This is a genomic window from Streptomyces sp. NPDC005423, from assembly GCF_040606415.1.
GTDB lineage: Bacteria > Actinomycetota > Actinomycetes > Streptomycetales > Streptomycetaceae > Streptomyces.
Genome location: NZ_JBEXET010000005.1, coordinates 39,570 through 59,047 on the forward strand (window position 1 = coordinate 39,570; position 19,478 = coordinate 59,047).

Below are 19,478 nucleotides of genomic sequence, written 5' to 3' on the forward strand. Positions count from 1 at the left end.
ATCAGTGCTGTCGTTCCTGGTCGGTCGAGCGGAGCGTGCTGGGCAGGCCGGCTCGGGCGAGCCGGTCGAGCCAGCGGCTCGCCTCCTCGGTGTCGGCGGTGGCCCGGTGCGGGCCGGGCGGCAGAGCGCCGGCGAGGACGCGTTCGACGCCGACGGCGACGGTGGTCGAGACGCACCGGGCCATCGCGGTGTCGGTGTCGTCGCCGGTCACGTCGAGCCGATAGCGGCCGGACCAGTGCCGGCCCTCGTGTTCGACCTCCAGGCCGACGGTCAGGACGACACGGTCGCGGTCGGTGTCGGTGGTCGGATACCGCTCGGCCAGTTCACCGGCGAGGGCGTCGAGGCGCACGCGATCGCCGGAGGCGACCGTGTCGAACACGCCCTTCCACGCCGCCCTCCACCCCTGCGGACGGAGGGTGCCGCGGACGAAGGAGTCGGTGCGCCAGCCTTCGGGGAAGCCGTACTGGCCGATGAAGCCGACGCTGTCGCGGTTGGGGTAGCCCTCGAAGACCTCGCCGTCGAGGACGAGTTCCTCGGTGTCCTCCCAGGGCCGCTCGACTTCGCGCACCTGGCCGTCGCGCACGTACCGGGCGGGGGCGGTGAGGGCGGTCAGTACACCGGACGGCGCCCAGCTGAACCGGTAGCGGAACTCGTTCGGTTCGGCGGGGATGCCGCCGCAGTAGGAGGCCAGCGAGACGCGGTCGGCGTGGTCACCGACCGCCTCGCGCGCCCGGGCGACGAGCAGGTGAGTCATGAGGTGGTCGATGCCGGGGTCGAGTCCGGCCTCGGTGAGGACCACCAGGCCCTTCGCCGCCGCCTCGCGCGCCAGTTCCTCGATCTCGGGCGAGGTGTAGCTGGTGCAGGCGAAGTGGGCGCCGGCGTCGAGGGCGGTGCGCGACAGGGCGGAGTGGTGCGCGGCCGGGAGCATGGAGACGAGGACGTCACCGGGACGCAGCGCGGTCGCGAGGTCGTCGCGGTCGAGACCGCGGGCCCGCACCGGGGTGTGCGGGGCGAGAGCCGTCAGGCGGGCCTCGGCGCGTTCACGCGTGCGGCCCCACAGGACGACCTCGGCCACTCGGCCGAGCAGGTCGAGTCCGGTACGGCCGGTCGACAGACCGGTGCCGACCCAGTGGACGGTCCCGGTGGGTGGTACGGGAAGGTCAGACATCACGGAGACTCGTCTCGCTCGGAGCGGTGTGCGGGGCTCGCCGGCCGCGTTCCCAGCGGTCGCCACCGCCGGTCAACTCCCGTGCACACAGCGGCTGTTGGGCGAGAGGTGCGGTCACGTGGTTTCCGTACGGGCCGTGGTCGTTCACAGGGCGTCGGCGATCGTCATCTCGATCACTTCGGACGATCCCTCGTAGATGCGCAGGGAGCGGATCTGGCGGTAGAGCCGCTCCGTCGCGCTGCCGGCGACGAGCCCGGCGGCGCCGAAGATCTGGACGGCGCTGTCGACGATCTCGCCGGCCGCCTCGGTGCCGTAGAGCTTGGCGGTCGAGGAGTGTTTGGCGTGGTCGAGGCCGGCGTCCATCGCCCAGGCGGCGCGGGCGGTCAGCAGCGAGGCGGCGGAGAGTTTCACGTCCATCCCCGCGAGGGAGGACCGGACGAGTTGGAGGTCCGCGAGCCGGCCGCCGTACGCCTTCCGGGTACGGGCATGGTCCAGTGCGAGCCGGAAGGCGCGCCTGGCGAAGCCGATCGCGGCGGCTGCCACGGTCGCCCGAGCCCGTTCGAGTACGTCGAGAGCGACCACGAGACCCTGCCCGCGCTCGCCGAGCACGGCCTCCGGGCCGACACGGAAGTCGGTGAACGTCAGCTCCGCCCACGAGCGGGGCGCGATCGCGTCGATGGGCTCGGCCCGGAAGCCGGGGGCGCCGCAGTCGACGACGAAGGTGGTCAGGCCCAGCGGACCGGGTCCGTCCCCGGTGCGAGCCAGCACGACACACACGTCGGCGATGTCGCCCTGCGCGATCCACGTCTTGGTTCCGTTGAGGACGAACCCGTCCCCGTCGGGGGTCGCTTCGAGTACGACGGCGGCGAGGTCGGAGCCCGCGCCGGACTCGGAGACGGCCAGCGCCCCCGCACTGGTGCCGGCGGCCAGGCCGGGCAGGTAGCGGCGGCGCTGCCGGTCGGTGCCGTGCCGGGTGATCGCGGCGGCCGTGAGCTCCTGGATCGAGTAGGCGAAGTCGGCCAGGTCCTCGTGGTAGGCCAGGGCCTGGCGTCTGAGACACAGGGACCTGATGTCGGAGTCGGGCCGGTCGGGGTCGAGGTGGCGCAACCAGCCGGACCGGCCGAGTTCGGCGAGCACGGCCCGGCCGGCGGCGGCGGGATCGGTGGTGTCCAGGTCCGCCCACGCCTTGGCCCGGTCCGCGCACCACTGCTCGATCTCGTCGGCGAGGGTGCGGTGAGCGGCGTCGAACAGGGGCAGGGCGAGGACGTCGGGGTCGAACACTGCGGAGAGACTCATGGTGATCCTCACTCAGACGGTCAGCTCGGCGACCGGCTCGGGAGCGGACTCAGGCTGATGGACCGGTTCGACCGGGTGCGTGGGGCGGCGGTCGCCACCACTCGGTCACCTTCATGGCGCGGACGCCGGGCTGCCGGGTGCGGGCCGGCCGCCCGGCAGCGACGGCGACCACGAAGGAGACGGGAGCCGACGGCCTGGTGGCGAATGCGCCGGACACATTCCGCCGGGCCCTGGAGTGCGGCTCCGTCAGCAGAATTCCAGGAAGAACATGTCGCGGTATCCTTCGTGCGTCCGCGGGACCAGCTGGACCGGGGAGACGGAATGCAGACAGGTGCGGTCGTCCAGGAAGATGTAGTCCCCTGGATCGGCCAGCGTGTGGGTGAGTATCGACGACTCGGCATTGTCGTAGAGCGTGCTGGCCCCGCCGGCGATGTTCTTCCGGGCGACCAGCATCATGACGATGTGCCGGACGCCGTCCCGGTGAATTCCCTCGGGGGTCGGATTCCCGAGTTCCTTCTCGGTGGCGACGATGCGGTGCTGATGGATGTTGATCCGTCGCACCGGGTCCCCGGTCTCCCCGGCGGGCGCGGTCTCCGCGATGCGCGCGCTGAAGTGGGACAGCATCCGCCGGAACACGGAGGTGTCCAGCAGGGCCGAGTCGATCGGTTCGAAACGGCGGACGATGCCGCCGTTCAGCGGGTTTATCTCCTTGCTCTGGAGAAAGCTGTCCTCGCCGTCCAGCCGGACGGTGTCGTCGTCGAGGTCGTGTGAGATCGCGGAGTACTTACGGCGCCGATAGGTGCCTCCGTCTCCCATGTACGGGTCCAGCGGCAGGCTTTCCCAGAACCGGCTGAACTTCTCCCAGTCGTCGCTGTCCCGGAGCAGGTCGTCACACACATTGCCAAGCGTGAAGTTCGGCTCATCCATTCTTTCGGTCTCCTCTGGACGGGGTCGCGGTGGTCGAACAGTCGAGCGGCTCGGGGTCAGTGGCGGGACTGCTTTCCCGCGGGTTTCCGGCGGTGCTGGTGGACCGGACAGGAATGCGGTCTGCCACGACGAAAAGGATGCTACGGACAGGCCGATACCTGTGCGTCAGTGGAAAGTTCATCCTCGGTGACGCATTGCGCTGAATTCTCTTTCCCGTGGCTGAGTACGCCGCTTACCCCGCCCGGGCCGCCCGTGACGCCGGTCGGGCTCGCTACGCGGGCGGCCTGCGCACGTCGATGAGCGTGGCGAGGTCCGCGAGGTGCGCATCGCCGACCAGCTCGCTTATCTCCACGCTGACCGAGGTCTCCTGGAGGATGCGGAACTGCAGGGCGACGGTCTGAAGCGAGCCGGCGCCGAGTTCGCGCAGGGTCCGCGTACCGGCCACCTCGGACTCGGGCAGCTGAAGGATCTCCTGGACCAGGGCCCGCAGCCACGGCAGCGTGGCGGGGCCGGCGCCGGCGATCCGGTCCTGTCCCGACGCGGCCCTCACCGCGACCGGGCCTGGTCGTCACGGACCGCACTGACCAATGTCTGCATCGCTGTCTCCTTCGTATGTATGCGTTCGCAGCGACCTGATGTGTCGGTAACTGCCGTTCGGCCGGGCCGAGTTCGAGCGGGGCCCGCCCTGGGAACCTGGCGCGGAGCTCACTCGCCCCGCGCCGGGTCGGCCCGCAGCAGGACGCACAGCCGCAGCCCCGAGACGCTCGATGCCAGCAGATAGAGGCCACCCGGGCGGACGTTGCCCGCGGACCACCGGTCGACGAGGTTGATCAGCGGGTCCGCGGCGAAACAGTGCCCGACCCGGGCGATGTTCGCCGTGTCCAACTGGGCCTGACCGAAGCCGGCCTGCACTTCCTTCATCGTGACGATCGGCAGGTAGATGTTGTTGTGCAGCAGGCCGTCGACCGCCTCGACGCCGATGCCGGTCTCGGCGAGGAGCCGCTTGTTGGCGAGTCGGGCCAGGTCGGCGCTGATCTCGTGGCCTGGGCCGAGCGTGGCGGAATCCTGGGCGTGGGCGTCGCCGACCCACTCGTAGGATTCGGGGGCGCCGTCCGACCGTCGCGTGATCAGGCAACTGGCCGCGCCGTCGCTGAACAGTGCGAAGTCGGTGATCCGCGCGGATTCGACGGCCACCCGGTCCGCGGTGATCACCAGTACGTTCCGGTGCCGGCCCCCGGCGACCATCGCGGCGGCGACCCGCAGTCCGGCGAGCAGGTTCGCGCACCGGTTCAGCGTGATCCCGGTGACCGGGACCGAGTCGATCCCCAGGCCGCGCAGGACCGACGCGATCAGCTCCCCGTGCGCGTCGACCTCGGCGGGGAACGCGGTGGAGCACAGGACGAGCGCGTCGACCTCGGCCGGCTCGACGGCTGCCGCGCGCAGCGTCAGGCGGCCGGTCCGGACCGCGAGTGCGGCCGTGTCGAGTTCCGTACGGTGCACCGCGCCCCAGCCCCACAGGGCGGCGTCGGGCACCATCCGCCGCTCCTCGACGAACGCGGCGAATCCCTCGATCCCGGTGTGGTCGACCGAGGTCTCGCCGAGCACATACCTGGGCGCTCGCAGCACGACGCCGGTGGTCTCACCCATCCCCTCTCACCCCAGCCGCCGGCGCAGGAAACCGGCGATCGAGTCCAGTGCGTCCCTGGCGGTGTCGAGTACCGACGCCATGGCCAGGAACCCGTGCGGGAGATCCTGGTAGCGGTGGTACTCCACCGGCACACCCGCCCGTGAGAGCGCGTCCGAGTAGGCTTCGCCCTCGTCGCGCAGCGGGCAGAACTCGGCTGTGATCACCATCGCCGCGGGAAGTCCGCCGTGGTCGGCCGCGTTGAGCGGCGAGGCCAACGGGGAGTCGCCGTCGGCCGGTTCGGCGAGGTAGCGGCTCCAGAACCACGCGGACGAGCGAGCGTTGAAGAACATCGGATCCCGGTTCTCGCGCATGGACTCCGTCTCCGCGGCGCTGTGCACCGGCGGGTAGACGAGCACCTGGGCGGCCAGCGGCGGTCCGTCCTCGTCGCGGGCCATCAGGGTCATCGCCGCGGCCAGGTTCCCGCCGGAGCTGTCCCCCGCGACGCCCATGCGTCCGCTGTCCGCCCCGAGTCGGGAACCGTTGGCCGCCACCCACTTCACGGCGGCGTAGCAGTCGTCGATGGCCGCCGGAAACGGGTGCTCGGGCGCCAGTCGGTACCCCACGGACACGATCACGCAGGGCGTCATGCCGGCCAGCGCACGGCAGATCGCGTCCGACGTGTCCAGGGAGCCGACGACCCAACCGCCGCCGAAGAAGTACATCAGCACGGGCAGCGGGGTGTCGCTGTGCGGGCGGTACACCCTGATCGGCAGGGGACCGGCCGGCCCCGGGATGTCCAGCTCGAACACCTCGTCGGGCTGTTTGATCCAGTCCCAGGTGGTGGCCTCGGTCTCCCGGTCCGCCGCGCGGGCCTCCTCCACCGACATGGTGTAGAGCGGCGTGAACCCGGTCGCCACGCGAAAGTCCCTGACTCCCGCGACCGTTGGGTCAAGCGGCATTCCAACTCCCCCAGTTCTTGGGCACCGACGCTCTGTCCCGGACGCTCATCGGCCGATGAGGTGCTGCTGGGCCGGCGGCCGTACGCGCAGGCCGTGAATGCCGCCGTCCACGGCCAGCACCGTGCCCACCGAGGCGCCCGACAACGGGCTGGCGAGGTAGGCGATAGCGCCCGCGATCTCCTCGGTCGACACCAGGCGGCCCATCGGCAGGGTGTCGACGATCGCCTGGCGTGCGGCCTCCGGGTCCGGTGTCCGGCTGAGCTGCCTGTGCACCCAGGGGGAGTCCGCGGCGCCGGGAGCGACACAGTTGACCCGGATGCCCTCGCGGACGTGGTCCGCCGCCATGGCCAGCGTCAGCGCGTACACCGCGCCCTTGCTGGCGGAGTACAGCGTCCGCCGCTCCAGCCCTGCCCAGGCGACGATCGAGCAGGTGTTGACGATCGCCGCGGCGGGCGAGCGCCGCAGGTGCGGCAGCGCGTGCCGGGCGACCCTGACCATGCCGACCACGTTGACGTCCAGGACGTGCAGCCACTCGTCGTCGCTGTTCTCGGCGACGTTCCCGACCGCGGGGATCCCGACGTTGTTCACCACGACGTCGAGCCTGCCGAACCGCTCGACCACGGCGTCCACCGCGGCCTTGACCTGGGCGTCGTCGGTGACGTCGGCCTCGATGCCCACGATGTCGTCCGGGAGTCCGTCCGGCTTGACATCGAGTACGGCGACCTGGGCTCCCCTGCTGGTCAGCAGCTTCGCCGTGGCCAGGCCGATGGCCGAGGCACCGCCGGTGACGATCGCGACCAGTCCTTCGAAGTCACTCACTGGTTCTCTCCTGTTCGTTGTTGACCATGCGGGCATGACTACGACGCACTGGGGCGTCGCAGGTTGGTGGGAAGAGGGCGGGTCGGTGGCCCGGGAAGTGGTACCAGGCGAGCACGGCCGGCCGGCCGGTCGGTCAGGAAGCGGGTTCGCCGGCTGCGGCGGCCGGAGGGCGCAGCCGCAGACTGAGCTGGACGCTCAGCAGCCCCAGCACGCCGACCAGGATCCACAGCGCCCGCGGATCGACCGCGTACAGCGCACCGCCGATGACCGGTCCGGCGCCGGTACCGACCGTGTAGGCGGCGCCGTACAGCCCCTGGTAGCGCCCGACCATCCCCGGCGGGGTAAGACTCACCAGGTGGGCCTGGACGATGGAGGAGGACACCATCTCGCCGAAGGTCCAGACGAGCACCGTCAACGCCAGCAGCCCCATTCCGGTCGTGAACCCGGTCAGCGCGAGACCGGCACACGTCAAGAGGTTGCCGACGGCGAGCACGTATTCGGGCCGGTACCGGGAGACCACGCTGATGAGGGGCAGCTCCAGCAGCACCACCAGCAGACCGTTGAGCCCCATGAGGAGGCCGAAATCGCGCTGGCTCAGGCCGACTTCGGTGACGTGCAGGGGCAGGCCGACGGTGGTCTGGATGTAGACGAACATGGAGAACACGGTCATCAGCAGGAAGCGCACGAGCGTCCGGTCGGCGAGCGCCCGCCGGTACCCGACCGCCTGGCCCGCCTCCGTGCCCGCACCGCCGGTGTCCCCGGTGCTGTCAGGGTCGTCGGAGTCGAAGCGCGGCTCGGGTGCGTCGCGCAGCAGCAGCGCCACGATCAGCCCGAACAGCAGGAGTGCGGCGGCCTCTCCGAGGAAGAGCCCGGTGTAGGAGATGCCGGCCACCACGCCGCCGATCACACCGCCCAGGGCGGAGCCGACGTTCTGCGCGAACCGGAGCACCCCGAAAGCGGCGAGCCGTTGCCGGGCGGGCGTCACGGAGTCGACCAGTACCGCGGCCATCGCCGGCCGGTAGATCTGCGACATCACCCCGATGAGACCGACCACGACGATGATGGCCGGGAGCGATCCGAGGTACGGCACCAGCGCTGTCAACCCGGCGGTGGTCACGACGGACACCAGGATGGCCGGCCGCCGGCCGATGGTGTCGGTGAGGTGGCCGCCGATGACGTTGCCGAGCACCCTGCCCAGGCCGGACGCCCCCAGCACGATCCCCGCGGCCCCGGCGGAGTAGCCGCTCTGGGTCAGGTAGAGCACGATGAAGACGGGCAGGAAGCTGCCGACCTGGAGGATCAGGCTGCCGAGACTGATGATCCAGACCCGGCGGGGCAGACCGCGCAGCACGTCCCGGAACCGCGGCTCGTCCACGCTCGACCTGGTGGGTACGGCGTTGTGGGACAACGGGGCTCCTTTTCTCACGTTTCCTGCCGACTGCCCTTCACACGCGCGGACTTGCGGTTCCTCAGCGGGCGCTGTCGGCGTAGAGCTGGTCGCGTTCGAGCTCCCGCAGCCTCTGGTAGTCGGCACGCAGTTCGGCCGGATCGTCGGAGATGAGGATCACGTATCCCGGCTGGGTGGCGACATCGATCGTGCGGGGAAGCGGGTCCCCTTCCGGATGTGACAGGCGGGTGTGGGCGTAGGACGGGAGCGCGCGGACGGCGGCCATCGTCTCGTGGGACGGGGCCACCCCCCGGTCACTTGAGTTGATGAGATGCACGTACCGCATGCGTTGCAGCAACTGGTATGCGGTGGTGGGCAGTTGGTCGAACTCGGCGGGGTTCGCCACGGACAGGGCGAGGAGGTCGATCTGGTTGGTGCCGAAGCAGCGATCGCTGATGTCCGGTACCTGGCCCCCGCCGAAGCGTGCGGCGCACTCGACGAGCACCGGTCCCCGGGCGGTCATCATGACCTCGGTGTGGCCGGCCCAGTTCCGGACCTCCAGGGCGTCCAGCACGCGGTGGGTGTAGGCCTCCACCTTCCTGGCGTCCGGGTCGTCCGGGGCGAGGGGCTCGTTGTAGTCGTAGATGATGTTGCCGCCGGGGAGGCGGAGCTTGTAGTAGCGCCAGATCTCGACGGTGTGGTGCCTGCCGTCGCGGCTGACCGTGTTGACGAAGTACTCGTCCCCGTCCAGGAACTCCTGTGCCAGCACTGTGGTGTTGGGCTGGTCGTGCCGGTCGACGCTGGTCATGATCTTCTCGTGGACGGCGCGCACCTGCTCCGCGGACGAACAGGCCACGACGTTGTCGGTGCCGGAGCTGGCGACCGGTTTCAGGACGACCGGGTAGCCCGCGGTCGTCCCGGCCCACTCGATGATCTCGTCGGCGTCGGACGAGGCGATGGTGGCCGCGTGCTCCACCCCGGCGTCGCGCAGCGCCAGGACCATGTCGTACTTGTCGCGGCGGGACCTCGACCGGCTCGTCCCGTTGCCGGGGGTGCCGAGTTCGGCGGAGAGCCGGTCGGCCAGCTCGACGCCCGACTCCCCGGCGGAGATCACCCAGCCGACCCCGAGCTCGCGCAGCGCGGACGCCGTGGCCGCGACGTCACCGTCGTGCCGGACGTTCTCCACGAAGCCCTCGGGGAACGGCAGCCGGGCCATGTGGACGTCGGGGTGCGGTGACTGGACGTGCACGCACTCCATGCCGAGCCGGTGCAGCGCGGGCAGGAGGTGGCGTCCCATCGAGAAGGCGTCGACGAACGCCACTCGCTTCGTTCGTGCGCGGGGACTGGTCGGCATCGTCAACTTCCCTTGTGAGTCGGGGCATTTCCCGGGGTACCGGTCGGGCCGGTGACCGCGTCCCGGCTCCGCGTCACCGTGGTGCCGGAGCCGGCCAGTGCCCGGCTGGCCGGGTCGGGTATCCGCCCGTCGGCTATGCGGACCGACGCCACTCCCCCGGCCAGTGCCTCGCGTGCCGCGATGAGTTTGAGCGCCATGCCGCCGCCGGCGAACCGGCCGGGCGCGCCGGTCGCGGGCACCTCGTAGGTGCTGAGCACGCTGGTGTCGTCGTCGGGGTCGCGGAGCACGCCGGGCGCGCCGGTCAGCAGTACCAGCTCGTCCGCGCCGAGGGCCGCCGCGAGGGCGGCGGCGACGCGGTCGGCGTCGACGTTCACCGGATGGCCGTGCTCGTCGATCGCGGGCGGCGAGACCACCGGCACGAAGCCGGACCACAACAGGTTGTCGAGCAGCTCGGTGCGCACCTCGTCGAGCCGGCCGCTACGGTTGTCCCGGACCAGCGTCGTCCGGCCGTCCACGACGGACCGCACGACGGACTTGCGGCGGGCGCGCAGCATGCCGCCGTCGAGGCCGGTGAGACCGACCGAGGGCACCCCGAGCCTGGACAGCTCCGCGACGATCCTCGGTTTGACCCCGCCGGCCAGCGCGAGGACGACCACTTCCAGCGTCGCCGGATCGGTGTACCTGGTGGACACCATGTCCGGTGCGACAAGGGTGCGTTGGGGGACACCGAGTCTTCCGGCCAGGCGCGCGATCTCCCCGGAGCCACCGTGCACCAGGAGGACCGACTGTCCTTCACCGACGAGCTTGGCGACGTCGGCGCAGATGCCCGCGGCGTCGACGGACGGGTTGCCGCCGCACTTGACGACAGTCAGCGGTCTGGTGGTCACGGTCTCTCCAGTCGGCCTGGGGTCAGATGGGTCCGGATGCCGGAAGGTGCCGCGCCGGTCGGCGCCGACTCCCGCTGTGCGCAACAAGGTTGGGCGGGTAGGTCTGCCTCGGCCGGGGTGGCGCCGGCGCCACCGGAGCCGGCGCGCCCGTCGTACCGGGCCGTCGACCCGACCGGGCCCCGCGCCGCGGGCGGGTGCGGCGCGGCACGCCCGCCGCCGCTCCGGGGCCCGGCGGGCGCGGCCTACTCTCCCCAGTCCTCCTCGACCTCGGGCGCGAGGGCGAGCACCGCCGGGCTCAGCGCCACGATCTCCAGTTCACTCCGGCAGCCCGCGCAGTCGATGATCTCGTTGAGCCGCGCCGACTGGCTGATCTGTACCTGGTCCTCGCACTCGGGACAGGCCTGCATGGTGGTCATGTGACGGTTTCCCTTCAATCGGTTGTTCCGGAGCGGACCGCCGCATCGAGGGCGGTACGGACCTGTCCTCACCACCCGCTCCGGTGGTGCGCCGGGCCCGGTACCGGTCGATCAACTGCTGACACGTGACCCCCGTGCCGAGACCGTTGGCTGATGGGACGGCACCACCGGTCTGCCGCGTCGGAAAGGACGCTACGACCGCGCCGACGTCGGGTGCGTCCGCGACAAGTGCATTGGCGGGGACACCTCGCGTTGACCTTTCCCCCCTGCGGCTAACCGTCACGCTTACCCCGGCGGGACCCCCGCGCGGGCCACTCTTGATGCTGGTCCGCTCGCTCTTCGATGCCGACCCCGAAACCCAGCCCTGGAGGCCGCGGCGTGAAATCCGTACTCATCCTCTCCAAATGGAATGCCGGCGGCGTGGCCCTCGCCGCCGAACAGCTGCGCGCCCGCGGCCTGCGATCGGTACTGGTCTCCGAACGTCCCGACCACCGCAGCCGCGACCGGTGCGACGACCACGTGGTGGTGGACTGGGACAGTGAGGACCCGCCCACGCTCTTCGACCGGCTCGACCGGCGCGGCATCGTCCCCCTCGCCGTCGTCAACCTGGTCGAGGCGCTGCTCCCCTGGCAGGACGCCACAGCCGGGCGGTACGGCCTTCCCGGCGGGGGTGCCGGCCGCCGGGTGCTGGCCAGCAAGACGCTGGTCCGGGACCGGATGCGCGCCCTGGGGCTGTCCTCCATCCGCTTCTGCGGCGACCCGGCCGAGGCGGACTTCTTTCCCGCCATCGTGAAGCCCGCGCGCGAATCCGCGGCCTCGCGGCTGGTTTGCCGGGTGGACAGCGCGGCCGAGCTCGCTGCCTACCTGCGCCGCCTCGCCGAACGCGGCCTCGGTGACACGGAGTTGATCGTCGAGGAGTACCTGCCCGGTGTCGAGTTCTCCGTGGACGGCCCCGTCGTGGACGGCCGCTTCCATCCGGTGCTGGCGGTCGAGAAGCCCGAGCACGACGACGTCAGGCACCACGACGCGGGGCTCCGGCTCCATCCGCCGCAGCAGGACCAAGTCCGTGCCGGTGTGCGGGTGTTGAGCGAGGCGGTCGACGCGTTCTGCGCCGACCTCGCCCTCGACCAGCTCTGGCTGCACGTCGAGGGCCGGGCCGGTGCGGACGGCCGGACGGAGCTGGTGGAGATCAATCCCCGGTTCGGCGGCGGCATGTACCCCACGGCGATCCGCCATGTCAGCGGGATCGACCCGATGGAGGCGGTCGTCTCCATGTCGCTGGGCGAGTTCACGCTGGAGCACCTGGGCCCGCTGCGCGACGAGGCGGTGATCGGCGGGGTCGACGTGGAGGCCGACGCGCTGGGCCGGGTCGAGGTCGTCACCACCGAGGAGGACCTGTGCGCACTCCCGGGCGTGATCAAGGCGGAGGTCGTGAACGGTTACCAGGTCAGTGACTTGGAGCAGGAGAACTACTTCCTCCGTTTCGTGATCACCGCCGATTCCGTGAGCCGGCTGCGGGCCCGGGCGGCGGCCGTTCTGAGCACGCTCGACTACCGCATCACAGCACCGCCGCGGACGGACTGAACGCGGATACGACGCCCTGGCAGCCCCGGCCCCGGTGACTCGGACCGGATCGGGGACCGGGGCGTCGTCCGGCTGTGGCGACTGTCTAGAACAGTGGCTTCGCCTCTACGCGGAACGCCTCCGCGGTGCGCTGGATGGCCTCCTCCACGGCGACCGTGGACGCGCCGCGGAAGCGGAACCTGCCGCCCACGTGCTCGTAGTAGGAGTCGGCCTCGGGCAGCACGTCGCCGGGTTCCAGCACCGCCTCCGCGTACGGGCCGGGGAGCCGCCCGACCATGGACGTCACCTCGGTGATCCGGCACGGCCTGCGCTCCGGGGCCGGGACGAGCAGCCAGCCGCCGACCTCGTCGGTGCCCAACACGGGGAGCGCCCGCGGGGGCAGGGCGAGTTGGTTGCGGAAGGCGACCTCCATCAGGTCGAGACGGTGCACCTCCCGCCACAGCAGCGGGATCTCCGCACCCCCGACGCGGGCTCCGATCTCCAGGAAGGTGCACGTTCCCGTCGTACGGTCGACGAACACCTCCAGGTGGAAGACGGTAGGCCGGTCGGTGAGCGCGCGCACCACCCGTTCGGCGAAGTCGGCGACGAGCAGGTGGACCGCCGGGTCGCTAACCTCCACGGAACCCAGGACGGTGCCGCCGCGGAAGTCCATGCAGTTGTTGAGGTAGCGGGACGTCCGGACGACGGACACCGTGTCGCCGTCGAAGGAACCGTCGACGTGGTAGATCGGGTGCGGATCGAACGTCTGCACCAGGTACGGGCCGTCGTCGAAGGGGAGTCGGGCCACCTCTTCCGGCGCTTCGACACGGACGACACCCAGGCTGGAGCTGCCGATCGTCGGCTTGACGACCACGGGCCATCCGTGGGTCTCCGCGAAGGCCAGCACACTGCCGGCGTCCGGGGCCGGAGCGAAGGCCGGGACCGACAGTCCGGCCCGGGCGACCCTGTCGACCATCACCAGCTTGTCCCGGAACGGCAGCAACTGGTCGGTGCGAGGGCCGGGCACGTTCCACAGTTCCCGCAGCGCGGCCCCGACCAGCAGGTCGTCCTCCTTGAGCGCGACGATCCGCTCGGGTTCCCCGTACCGGCGGACCAGGTCCTCGACGGCCGCGGTGACCTCGTCCAGATCGTCGGTCGCCTTCACCACGGCGACGCCGGTCGCAGCCTGGGGCACGGCGGCGAGCCCCACCTCGGTACTCACATAGGTCACCCGGTGCCGTCGGTGGTCGACGTAGTCGGCGTACTCCGCGTACCGCTCGCGCCAGCGGTTGACCACGACGACGTGTGACGACGGTGGCAACTCCGTCCTGGACGCCATGGGCCTCGCCTCCTGCGCTGTGGTCACGTGCTGACGTCCTCTCGAACGGGCCCCCCGGAACGGGCAGTTGTGCCGAGGGCGGTACGGACCGTCCTCACCACCCGCTCCGCGGTGAGGCCGTAGTGCGCGACGAGATGTTCCTGGTTGCCGACCACGTCGACGAACTGGTCCGGCATGCCCAGCCGAAGCACCCGCGTGGGCGCCGCCTCCGCCAGAGCCTCGGCGACCGCGCCGCCGAGGCCGCCGCTGCACCAGTGCTCCTCCAGCGTCACCACCAGCGACGCCGGCCGGGCCGCGGCCACCAGCGTCTGCGTGTCGAACGGGCGCAGTGTGTGCATGTTCAGCACGGTGGCCTCGATGCCGTGTCCGGCGAGGACGTCCGCCGCCTCCAGGCAGGCGAGCACCGGGTACGGACCGCAGCTCGCGAGCACCACGTCGCCGCCCCGCCGCAGTGTCTGCGCCTGGCCGATGACCGGCAGCGGGGCCGCGGGCAGCGCCGGTGACGGTTTGCGGCCGAGCCGCACGTAGAGGGGTCCTGCCAGGTGCAGGCTCTGCTCGACGAACGCTTCCGTCGCGGTGGCGTCGGCCGGCACCACCACGGTCATTCCGGGCAGTACCCGCAGCACGGCGAGGTCTTCCAGGGCCATGTGCGTCGGACCGAGGTGGCCCGCGGCGAGACCGCCGTGGGTGGCCATGATGCGGACCGGCAACCGGTTGTAGGCGATGTCGATCTTGATCGCTTCCAGGGCCCGGGACGCGGCGAAGGCTGCCATCGTGTTGACGAACGGCACCCGCCCGCACGCGGCCATCCCGGCGGCCACACCCATCAGGTTGTGCTCGGCGATACCGACGTTGAGGTACTGGTCGCCGGCGGCCGCCACGTGCTCGGCGCCGAACAGGCCGGTGTCCGAGTCCAGGCACATCAGCTCGGGATGCCGCGTCAGCAGGGGAAGCAGGGTGTCCCGGTACGCCTCTCGGGTCGCGCGGCTCATTCGGTGCCCTCCGTGGCCCGTAGGGCGCGGACCGCCCGTGCGTGGGTGCGCGGCGACAGGGTCACGTAGTGGCTGGCACTGCGGCCGGCGAGGAACGGGAGCCCGTGGCCCTTGACCGTGCGGGCGATGAGCACGCTCGGCTTGCCCGGTTCCCACGGCGCGGCGCCGAGATGGTCCGCCAGTACGGCCGGGTCGTGCCCGTCCACGTCGCGCACCGCCCAGCCGAAACCGCGCCAGCGGTCGGCCAGCGGTTCCATCGGCGCGATGCCGTCGGTGGAGCCGGTCAGCTGTAGTCCGTTGCGGTCCACCACGGCGACCAGCCCGTCCAGCCGTGAGGACGCGGCCAGGATGGCCGCCTCCCACACCGAGCCCTCCTGGAGCTCGCCGTCGCCGAGCAGGACGAAGGTGCGAGAGGCACGGCCGGCGTACCGGGCGGCCAGCGCGAACCCGCAGCCCAGCGCGAGTCCGTGACCGAGCGACCCGGTCGGCATCTCCACCCCGGGCACCGCGCGCACCGGGTGGCCCATCAGCCGGCTGCCGGGCCGTCCGTATCCGGCGAGTTCGGCGACCGGGAAGAAGCCCCGTTCGGCCAGGGTCGCGTAGAGGCCGACGGCGGCATGGCCCTTGCTGAGCAGAAAGCGGTCGCGATCCGGGTCGTCCGGCCGGTGCGGGTCCACGTTCAAAACGGAGAAGTAGAGCGCGGCGAGCACGTCGGCGCTGGAGAACGCGCCGCCGAGATGGCCGCCCTCGGGCCCCGCGCACATGTCGACGACGTGTGCGCGGACGCGTGCGGCGACCGAGTCCAGGGTGTCCCGTTCCAGGGCCGGGGCGGTGGTCATGACGCCGCCGCGGCGAGGGTGGCCACCATGTCCCTGTTCGCCCACACCTTCTCGAAGGCGTCCGCGTACAGGCCGAGCAGTTCGCCCGCTCCCGGATGGAGGTGGCGCTTCTGGAGGGTCAGGGAGTCGGCGATGACCGCGCGGGTCACCGGGTAGCCCTCGCCCGCGGTGGTTCCGGGCGCACCGGTCACGGACCACGGGTAGCCCGAGCCGAAGCCGACGCGGTCCACGAACACCCGCTGGTCGGGCAGGGGCATGAGCTGGTACTGCGACATCGGGACGCCCTCGGCGCGCAGCAGCCGTCGCAGAGTCGAGCGCAGCGCCCGGGGCCGTACGCCGTCCAGACCGAACTCGGCCGGGGTGAACCGGAACCGCAGGATGTGCCAGGCGTGGGTGGTGTCCGGCAGCGCGGTCGGCACCCGCAGTCCGGGCAGCTCCGCGAGCCGGTCCAGGAACCCGGTGACGTTGTGCTGCCGCGAGCGCTCGTACCCGTCGAACCGGGCGAGCTGTGCGTCGGTGAACGCGGCCTGGAGGGCGTTCATCTTGTAGTTCCAGCCCAGGCCGTGGGAGACGTAGTCGCGCTCGCGTCCGCTCTCGATCACCTCGCCGAACTGTCTTCCCCTGCGCATCGCCTCGGCGAGCCCGGCGCTGCGGGTCACCAACAGGCCGCCCTCCCCGCAGGTGGGGATGTTCTTGCTGACCTGGAGGCTGAAGGCGCCCGCGTCGCCGATCCCGCCGACCGGGCGCCCGCGGTGGGTGGCCCCGGGAGCCTGTGCCGCGTCCTCGATCACCGGGATGCCGTGCCTGCCCGCGATCTCGGTGATCCGGTCCATGTCGGCGGGCGCGCCGTGCAGGTGCACGGGGATGATCGCCCTGGTCCGGTCCGTGATCCGGCGCTCCACGTCGTCCGGGTCGAGGTTGAAGGTGACCGGGTCGATGTCGGCGAAGACGGGCACGGCCATCTGGTGCACCGGTGCGAGCCCGGTGGCGATGAAGCTGAGCGCGGGCACGATCACCTCGTCCCCCGGCCCCACTCCGAGCGCGGCCAGCGCGAGGGCGAGTGCCGCGGTGCCGTTGGACACCGCGACACAGTGCTCGAAGCCGAAGCGGCGGGCCCAGTTCTCCTCCAGCCCGGACACCGGGTTCATGCCGTCGGTGTCGGACACCAGTCGCGCGCCGTCGAGTGCGTCGAGGACGGCCTTGCGGTCCTCGTCCTCGATCAGCGGCCACTCCACGTGGCGCCGCTCCCTCGGAACGGCCGCCGTGCCGCCGAACGCTGCCAGCTTGCTCATCTGTCTCCCCTCCACAGGTTCCCGGTGGTCAGTGCGCGCGCCGTCACAGTCGCGCCGCCGCGGCGCCGACGGCGTCGACCGCCCGCGCGTACGTTCCGCGCAGCACCGTGGAGTGGTGTGCGAGGTCGGCCGAGGCGGCACGCGGGTCGTCGAGCCCGTGCGCGCCGGTGAACCGCAGTCCGGTCCAGGCGTGCGCGACGGCCTCGACCGCCCGCCCCGCCCCGGCGAGCGCCGGATCGCCCCACCGGTGTCCGCAGCGGCGCAGCAGTTCGCCGTGGAGCGAGGCCTGCGCCTGCATGCCCCAGCCGAACGGATACAGCTCGCGCAGCGCGCCGGCGTCCCCGGCCCGGCACCGGTCGAGGAGTTCCGCGGCGAACGCGTCGTATCCGGCGAGCCCGGTCCGGTCCGGTCCGGCCGTGGTGAAGAGGTCGGCGTCGGCGCGGAGGAAGCCGCCGAGCAGTTCCGGGGTCAGGGGCGGGGGCGAGGCGTCGAGACGGACGTCGAGACAGCGTCTGCCGATCCGTGAGTCGCTGAAGAACGCGTCCTGTACGTCGGTCGGGTTCGCCGAGCCCCAGCTGCGCAGGAACTCCTCGATCGGGACGGCTCCGCGGAACGCGGGCGGCATCGCGTCCGAGACGTACACGACCCCGCGGGTCTCGTCGAGGCCGTAGATCACCACGAGGTGCGCGGCGTGCACGTCCCCGTAGGCGGGCCGGAACGGCAGGTGGTAGTTGTCCACGGCGGCGATCACCAGCCGGTCCTCGGCCAGCGTCTCGCGCACCTCCCGCCAGACGTCGGTCTCGTCGGCGGGCTGCCACCAGCGGGCGCGCAGTTCGTGGTGCGGAGCCAGGGCGGCACCGAGGTCGGGGCCCGACTGGTCGGCCGGGCACGGGTAGTAGAACTCCTCGGACCTGACATCGCCCGGCAGGTGGAGAAAGCGCCAGCCCGCTCCGAGCACGGCGAGCGGATCGGCGCCCTCCCGTGCCAGCACCGAACCGAACGTGGCCTGGAGGCAGCTGACCAGGTCGCGGTACCACAACTCCGGTTCCGGTCCGGTGATCATGTACGTCCGTGCCCTCACGTCGACGCCCATGTCAGATCTCCGTCCGCTGGAGGGTGACCGCGAAGACGTGCACCGCGACGTTGCGGGGCAGCAGGACGCCGGTCAGGCCGGCGCGCCGGGTGACCGGCACCCGCTGCGCCCACATGACCGCGGGTATGCCGCGCTGCACATGGTGCGGGTAGTGCATGACCAGGCTCTCGAACGCCTTGACCTCGCCGAACCAGGCGGGCGCCGCCCAGAAGTCGGAGACGCGCAGCGGTTCCGCGTCGACCGTGCCGTCGGCGAAGCTCAGCTCGACGGAGTCCTCGCAGCGCCGTTCGGAGGCCGCCAGGACGTGGATCCAGTCGTAGCGGCCCTCGGGGACGTCGATGAACTGTCCGGCGCAACGGACGTTGTCCGGCCCGTCGCAGACCGGAGGGAACTCGAAGGGAACGCCGTCCACGTGGACGAGGCTCCTGCCCGCGGGCAGATACTCGGCCGCGAACGAGTTCCCCCACACATTGAATTCCCCCGCCTTGGTCTCCGTCGCGGCGGAGACGGCCGTGTTGTCGCGATGGCCGGATATGTCGACCGTGTCGCACAGCCTGGTTATGGCGGAGGACACCGAAATGCCCGTCAAGTGACCCACCTCACTGGAACGCCTTTTCGCATTCCGAAATCAGCCCGCTCTTTCGTCCTTCTCCTCCGCACCGTGATCACCGCGGCCACCGGAATACGTTCCGGCGTACTCTCCGGGCCATCACGTCGGCCATCACGTCGGCCATTTGGGCCGGACGGTCACGGCCGCAGCGCGACGGCGCGCAGCTTCTCGTAATAGGGCAGGTGGTAGTCGCGGTAGGCCCGCAGGACCGGGTCCGCCGCGACGGTCTCGGCGCCGCGGCCACTGCCGCGCGTGAAGCCGGCGGTCTCGCTGGTCGACTGGTGCCACTTGCTGGTCGCCCGCCACTCCGACCGCATGCCCGGCTGCCAGCTCAGCGCCTCCGGCAGGAAGGGGATGCCCACCGCAGCGCAGTACGCCCGCACGGTCTCGGCCGGCCGGTTGAGCAGGTCGTCGGAGTCGATCACGACCGGTGTGGTGCCGGTGGCGGCCTGCACGGCGGTGAAGATCTCGTACAGCCGGGCGAAGCCGATCTCGTCCCGGCCGAGGTCCGGGTTGAGCGCGTGGTGCGAGGCGATGGCCTCGGCCGGGTCGCGGATGATGAAGGTGTGGGTGGCGGCCGCCAGGAAGGCCTCGTCGGCGAGGAGCGCCGGGTAGGCGAAGTCCGTCGTGTCCTTGAAGAACACCGGCTTCTCCGCCGCGATGGAACGCAGCTCGGCCAGCACGTCCCGCTCGCTGTGCACGAGCCGCTCGCCGACCTTCACCTCACCGAAGTCGACCACTCGGGAGAAGGGCTCGTGCACGACGACGCGGTCGTTCCGCTCCGTCATCATCCGCGCGAACGCGGTGGAGCGGCAGCGCGGCGCGCTCCACAGAGCGAGTACCGGGATCGTTTCCGGTGTCTGTCCCACGATTTTCCCCTCTTCTCCGGTTCGGCCGGAGTACGGCCGAA

At 71.3% G+C, this 19,478-nt stretch carries 19 protein-coding genes; 1 reads left to right on the forward strand and 18 read right to left on the reverse strand.

Annotated elements, in window-relative coordinates:
* Window position 1: 1 nt before the first annotated feature.
* From ABZT12_RS09195 to ABZT12_RS09245, 11 genes are all read right to left on the reverse strand, one after another.
* The gene (locus ABZT12_RS09195; RefSeq protein ID WP_356379823.1) at window positions 2-1,168 is read right to left on the reverse strand and encodes a saccharopine dehydrogenase family protein; all 1,167 of its coding nucleotides are present in this window, start codon (window positions 1,166-1,168) and stop codon (window positions 2-4) included.
* A 144-nt stretch (window positions 1,169-1,312) separates the two neighbouring features.
* On the reverse strand, window positions 1,313-2,464 hold the full coding sequence (locus ABZT12_RS09200) for an acyl-CoA dehydrogenase family protein (RefSeq protein ID WP_356379826.1): 1,152 nt from the start codon (window positions 2,462-2,464) through the stop codon (window positions 1,313-1,315).
* Between the two features lie 246 nt (window positions 2,465-2,710).
* Window positions 2,711-3,391 (reverse strand): 2OG-Fe dioxygenase family protein, encoded by a 681-nt coding sequence (locus ABZT12_RS09205; RefSeq protein WP_356379829.1) that lies wholly within the window; start codon window positions 3,389-3,391, stop codon window positions 2,711-2,713.
* Window positions 3,392-3,662: 271 nt separating this feature from the next.
* On the reverse strand, window positions 3,663-3,941 hold the full coding sequence (locus ABZT12_RS09210) for an acyl carrier protein (RefSeq protein WP_356379832.1): 279 nt from the start codon (window positions 3,939-3,941) through the stop codon (window positions 3,663-3,665).
* A gap of 155 nt (window positions 3,942-4,096) precedes the next feature.
* On the reverse strand, window positions 4,097-5,038 hold the full coding sequence (locus ABZT12_RS09215; RefSeq protein WP_356379835.1) for a 3-oxoacyl-ACP synthase: 942 nt from the start codon (window positions 5,036-5,038) through the stop codon (window positions 4,097-4,099).
* Window positions 5,039-5,044: 6 nt separating this feature from the next.
* Complete coding sequence (locus ABZT12_RS09220; protein ID WP_356379837.1) at window positions 5,045-5,935, reverse strand: alpha/beta hydrolase; 891 nt, start codon at window positions 5,933-5,935, stop codon at window positions 5,045-5,047.
* Window positions 5,936-6,022: 87 nt separating this feature from the next.
* Complete coding sequence (locus ABZT12_RS09225; protein ID WP_356379840.1) at window positions 6,023-6,796, reverse strand: SDR family oxidoreductase; 774 nt, start codon at window positions 6,794-6,796, stop codon at window positions 6,023-6,025.
* 133 nt (window positions 6,797-6,929) lie between these two features.
* Window positions 6,930-8,204, reverse strand: a complete 1,275-nt coding sequence (locus ABZT12_RS09230; RefSeq protein WP_356379843.1) for an MFS transporter — start codon at window positions 8,202-8,204, stop codon at window positions 6,930-6,932.
* A 61-nt stretch (window positions 8,205-8,265) separates the two neighbouring features.
* Window positions 8,266-9,537 carry an ATP-grasp domain-containing protein gene (locus tag ABZT12_RS09235; RefSeq protein ID WP_356379846.1) on the reverse strand — a complete coding sequence of 424 codons (1,272 nt, stop codon included), beginning with the start codon at window positions 9,535-9,537 and terminating at the stop codon, window positions 8,266-8,268.
* A 2-nt stretch (window positions 9,538-9,539) separates the two neighbouring features.
* Window positions 9,540-10,424 carry a [LysW]-aminoadipate kinase gene (locus tag ABZT12_RS09240; RefSeq protein WP_356379849.1) on the reverse strand — a complete coding sequence of 295 codons (885 nt, stop codon included), beginning with the start codon at window positions 10,422-10,424 and terminating at the stop codon, window positions 9,540-9,542.
* A 242-nt stretch (window positions 10,425-10,666) separates the two neighbouring features.
* Window positions 10,667-10,840 (reverse strand): lysine biosynthesis protein LysW, encoded by a 174-nt coding sequence (locus ABZT12_RS09245; RefSeq protein ID WP_240659914.1) that lies wholly within the window; start codon window positions 10,838-10,840, stop codon window positions 10,667-10,669.
* A gap of 378 nt (window positions 10,841-11,218) precedes the next feature.
* Here ABZT12_RS09245 and ABZT12_RS09250 point away from each other — a divergent pair, with 378 nt between their 5' ends.
* A complete protein-coding gene (locus ABZT12_RS09250) occupies window positions 11,219-12,424 on the forward strand; it encodes an ATP-grasp domain-containing protein (RefSeq protein WP_356379854.1) in 1,206 nt (401 codons plus the stop codon).
* An 85-nt stretch (window positions 12,425-12,509) separates the two neighbouring features.
* Here the strand turns inward: ABZT12_RS09250 and ABZT12_RS09255 are convergent, their stop codons facing one another.
* From ABZT12_RS09255 to ABZT12_RS09285, 7 genes are all read right to left on the reverse strand, one after another.
* Window positions 12,510-13,742: a biotin carboxylase gene (locus ABZT12_RS09255; RefSeq protein ID WP_356379857.1), complete on the reverse strand. Its 1,233-nt coding sequence runs from the start codon at window positions 13,740-13,742 to the stop codon at window positions 12,510-12,512.
* 23 nt (window positions 13,743-13,765) lie between these two features.
* The gene (locus ABZT12_RS09260) at window positions 13,766-14,734 is read right to left on the reverse strand and encodes a transketolase C-terminal domain-containing protein (RefSeq protein ID WP_356379860.1); all 969 of its coding nucleotides are present in this window, start codon (window positions 14,732-14,734) and stop codon (window positions 13,766-13,768) included.
* Window positions 14,731-15,573: a transketolase gene (locus ABZT12_RS09265; RefSeq protein WP_356379863.1), complete on the reverse strand. Its 843-nt coding sequence runs from the start codon at window positions 15,571-15,573 to the stop codon at window positions 14,731-14,733. The genes ABZT12_RS09260 and ABZT12_RS09265 overlap by 4 nt, the downstream gene beginning before the upstream one ends.
* Window positions 15,570-16,865 (reverse strand): DegT/DnrJ/EryC1/StrS family aminotransferase, encoded by a 1,296-nt coding sequence (locus tag ABZT12_RS09270; protein ID WP_356379866.1) that lies wholly within the window; start codon window positions 16,863-16,865, stop codon window positions 15,570-15,572. Before ABZT12_RS09270 ends, ABZT12_RS09265 begins: the two co-directional genes overlap by 4 nt.
* A 43-nt stretch (window positions 16,866-16,908) precedes the next feature.
* A complete protein-coding gene (locus tag ABZT12_RS09275; RefSeq protein ID WP_356379869.1) occupies window positions 16,909-17,958 on the reverse strand; it encodes a BtrH N-terminal domain-containing protein in 1,050 nt (349 codons plus the stop codon).
* Between the two features lies 1 nt (window position 17,959).
* Window positions 17,960-18,556: a hypothetical protein gene (locus ABZT12_RS09280; RefSeq protein ID WP_356379872.1), complete on the reverse strand. Its 597-nt coding sequence runs from the start codon at window positions 18,554-18,556 to the stop codon at window positions 17,960-17,962.
* Between the two features lie 149 nt (window positions 18,557-18,705).
* Window positions 18,706-19,437, reverse strand: coding sequence for a sulfotransferase family protein (locus ABZT12_RS09285; protein WP_356379875.1), 732 nt, complete (start codon window positions 19,435-19,437; stop codon window positions 18,706-18,708).
* Between the last annotated feature and the right edge of the window lie 41 nt (window positions 19,438-19,478).

What these genes read in the sequence shown, in the direction of transcription:
- ABZT12_RS09195 (WP_356379823.1), bottom strand. Translation starts at nt 1,168, where the DNA reads ATGTCTGACCTTCCCGTACCACCCACCGGGACCGTCCACTGGGTCGGC.
- ABZT12_RS09200 (WP_356379826.1), bottom strand. Translation starts at nt 2,464, where the DNA reads ATGAGTCTCTCCGCAGTGTTCGACCCCGACGTCCTCGCCCTGCCCCTG.
- ABZT12_RS09205 (WP_356379829.1), bottom strand. Translation starts at nt 3,391, where the DNA reads ATGGATGAGCCGAACTTCACGCTTGGCAATGTGTGTGACGACCTGCTC.
- ABZT12_RS09215 (WP_356379835.1), bottom strand. Translation starts at nt 5,038, where the DNA reads ATGGGTGAGACCACCGGCGTCGTGCTGCGAGCGCCCAGGTATGTGCTC.
- ABZT12_RS09235 (WP_356379846.1), bottom strand. Translation starts at nt 9,537, where the DNA reads ATGCCGACCAGTCCCCGCGCACGAACGAAGCGAGTGGCGTTCGTCGAC.
- ABZT12_RS09245 (WP_240659914.1), bottom strand. Translation starts at nt 10,840, where the DNA reads ATGACCACCATGCAGGCCTGTCCCGAGTGCGAGGACCAGGTACAGATC.
- ABZT12_RS09255 (WP_356379857.1), bottom strand. Translation starts at nt 13,742, where the DNA reads ATGGCGTCCAGGACGGAGTTGCCACCGTCGTCACACGTCGTCGTGGTC.
- ABZT12_RS09260 (WP_356379860.1), bottom strand. Translation starts at nt 14,734, where the DNA reads ATGAGCCGCGCGACCCGAGAGGCGTACCGGGACACCCTGCTTCCCCTG.
- ABZT12_RS09265 (WP_356379863.1), bottom strand. Translation starts at nt 15,573, where the DNA reads ATGACCACCGCCCCGGCCCTGGAACGGGACACCCTGGACTCGGTCGCC.
- ABZT12_RS09270 (WP_356379866.1), bottom strand. Translation starts at nt 16,865, where the DNA reads ATGAGCAAGCTGGCAGCGTTCGGCGGCACGGCGGCCGTTCCGAGGGAG.
- ABZT12_RS09275 (WP_356379869.1), bottom strand. Translation starts at nt 17,958, where the DNA reads ATGGGCGTCGACGTGAGGGCACGGACGTACATGATCACCGGACCGGAA.